The following is a 2696-nucleotide window of genomic DNA, read 5'->3' on the forward strand; positions in this document are numbered from 1 at the left end:
GGCGCATGCGCAGGTCAACAACGAGGTGAGCAAGGTCGCTCAGCCGGTCGGCTTTGCCGACATCGTCGAGCGCGTGAAGCCCTCCGTGATTTCCGTCAAGGTCAACATCAACGAGAAGGTCGCCAAGGACGACAACAATAATAACGAGGAGGACTGGCCGTTCCAGCCGGGCTCGCCGATGGAGCGCTTCTTCCGCCGCTTCGGCGGTCCGGATGGGCTCCCGCCGGGGCTGCGCGGCGGTCGTCGCATGATCACGGGGCAGGGCTCGGGCTTCTTCATTTCGGCCGACGGCTATGCCGTGACCAACAATCACGTGGTCGATGGCGCGAGCAAGGTCGAGGTCACGACCGACGACGGCAAGAGCTACAAGGCAACCGTGATCGGCACCGATCAGCGCACCGATGTCGCGTTGATCAAGGTCGAAGGCGGCTCGAACTTTCCGTTCGCCAAGCTTTCCGAGGCCAAGCCCCGGATCGGCGATTGGGTGCTCGCGGTCGGCAATCCGTTCGGCCTCGGCGGCACGGTGACCGCGGGCATCGTCTCGGCCATGGGCCGCGACATCGGCAACGGCCCGTATGACGATTTCATCCAGATCGACGCGCCCGTGAACAAGGGCAACTCGGGCGGACCGGCGTTCAACACGGCGGGCGAGGTGGTCGGTGTCAACACCGCGATCTATTCGCCGTCGGGCGGCAGCGTCGGCATCGCGTTCTCGATTCCCGCATCGACGGTCAAGAGCGTGGTCGCTCAGTTGAAGGACAAGGGCTCCGTCAGCCGCGGCTGGATCGGTGTGCAGATCCAGCCGGTGACGCCGGAGATCGCCGACAGCCTCGGCCTGAAGTCGGCTGAAGGTGCGCTGGTCGCTGAGCCGCAGTCCAACGGTCCGGCGGCCAAGGCCGGCATCGAGTCCGGTGACGTCATCACCGCGGTCAACGGCGACAAGGTCAAGGATGCGAGAGAGCTCGCCCGCACGATCGGCGGTTTGCCGCCTGGCACCTCCGTCAAGCTCGACGTGCTGCACAAGGGATCGGACAAGACCATCAACCTGACGCTCGGCCAGTTGCCGAACTCCGTCGAGGCCAAGGCCGACACGGACAATGGCGACAATGGCAGCACGACCCGCGGCACCGATGTGCCGAAGCTCGGCCTGACGGTGGCGCCCGCCAACAGCGTGGCCGGCGCCGGCAAGGAGGGAGTCGTCATCACCGAGGTCGACCCGAAGAGCGCGGCTGCCGAGCGCGGCTTCAAGGAAGGCGACGTCATTCTCGAGGTTGCCGGCAAGACGGTTGCCAGTGCAGCCGACGTTCGCGACGCCATCAATGCCGCGCGCACCGACAACAAGAACAGTGTCCTGATGCGGGTGAAGAGCGGCGGACAGTCACGTTTTGTCGCAGTCCCCTTGGCAAAGGGATGACGTCTCACATGTTTACGAGATGGAGGGTGTCGCCGGCATCAGTCGCCCCCGCCGACGGCTCTTTCCGGGGAGCGGGCGCAAGCCCGCTCCTTCCTCCCCTCCTTCCGGTGGAAAACGCCCCCCTCCGTCGGAAGGTCTCCAGGGCGGTGAAGTCCCCCAGCTTCACCGCCCACTTTTTCGATTAACCTCATGGTCTTTGGTTGCCTTGCGTGCGAGCGCGGGGAAGGCCATCTTGAAGGAAAGTCGACCCAATTGACCGCGACCGCCCCGCAGATGCGCCTCCTGATCATCGAAGACGACCGCGAGTCTGCCGACTACCTGGTCAAGGCCTTCCGCGAAGTCGGCCACGTCGCCGATCTCGCCGGCGACGGCGAGGAGGGCTTGGCGCTGGCCGAAAGCGGCTCCTACGATGTGCTCGTGGTCGACCGAATGCTGCCGAAGCGCGACGGGCTGTCGGTGATCGGCGCCTTGCGCGACAAGGGCAACCGCACACCGGTGTTGATCCTGTCCGCGCTGGGCCAGGTCGACGATCGCATCAAGGGCCTGCGCGCCGGCGGCGACGATTACCTGCCCAAACCCTATTCCTTCGCCGAGCTTCTGGCGCGGGTCGAGGTGCTGTCGCGCCGCAATGTCGGCCCGGCCGAGGAGACCACCTATCGCGTCGGCGATCTCGAGCTCGACCGGCTCTCGCACCGTGTGGCACGCGGCAAGGACGAATTGACCTTGCAGCCGCGCGAATTCAGATTGCTCGAATATTTGATGAAGCATGCCGGCCAGGTGGTGACGCGCACCATGCTGCTGGAGAACGTCTGGGACTATCATTTCGATCCGCAGACCAACGTCATCGACGTGCATATTTCGCGGTTGCGCTCCAAGATCGACAAGGGCTTCGATCGGCCGCTGCTGCACACCATCCGCGGCGCGGGGTACATGATCCGTGACGGTGTAAGATAACATATTGTTTTACAATGATATTTTAATTATTATCTCGATTGGATTGCCGATTTATTGCCGAATTTGTGGTTCCAAACCATCGGTGACGCCAAGTGGTAAACTGATGAAAAAAGCCCGCCGAGGCGGGCCTTTCTCGTCTCTCATTTGGCATCCGCCGTTTCTCTGCCTGCAACATTTGGTAGCGCATTCAACCATATCTTCAGATCATCGGGCAGGATGATTGTACGCCTGCCGTGTTTCTTGGCCTTGAGATCGCCGTTGCTAATCGCCTCGCGAATTGAGGTGAGACCAATACCAGTGAGGGCGCTTGCTTCCTCAGGCGATACCG

The 2696-nt window shown here is 62.8% G+C and carries 3 protein-coding genes; 2 read left to right on the top strand and 1 reads right to left on the bottom strand.

Annotated elements, in window-relative coordinates; genetic code table 11:
* Together JOY90_RS15900 and JOY90_RS15905 are read left to right on the top strand one after the other, a co-directional pair.
* Positions 1-1414: Do family serine endopeptidase (locus JOY90_RS15900; protein WP_291692069.1), on the top strand; the 1414-nt coding region annotated here is incomplete at its 5' end.
* Positions 1415-1687: 273 nt separating this feature from the next.
* The gene (locus JOY90_RS15905) at positions 1688-2368 is read left to right on the top strand and encodes a response regulator transcription factor (protein ID WP_291692070.1); all 681 of its coding nucleotides are present in this window, start codon (positions 1688-1690) and stop codon (positions 2366-2368) included.
* Positions 2369-2508: 140 nt separating this feature from the next.
* On the opposite strand, the gene JOY90_RS15910 is transcribed toward JOY90_RS15905, so the two are convergent.
* On the bottom strand, positions 2509-2696 hold a 188-nt coding region (locus tag JOY90_RS15910), incomplete at its 5' end, for a helix-turn-helix domain-containing protein (RefSeq protein WP_367276943.1).

It is taken from the genome of Bradyrhizobium sp. (assembly GCF_019242285.1).
In the GTDB taxonomy this organism is placed as follows: domain Bacteria; phylum Pseudomonadota; class Alphaproteobacteria; order Rhizobiales; family Xanthobacteraceae; genus Bradyrhizobium.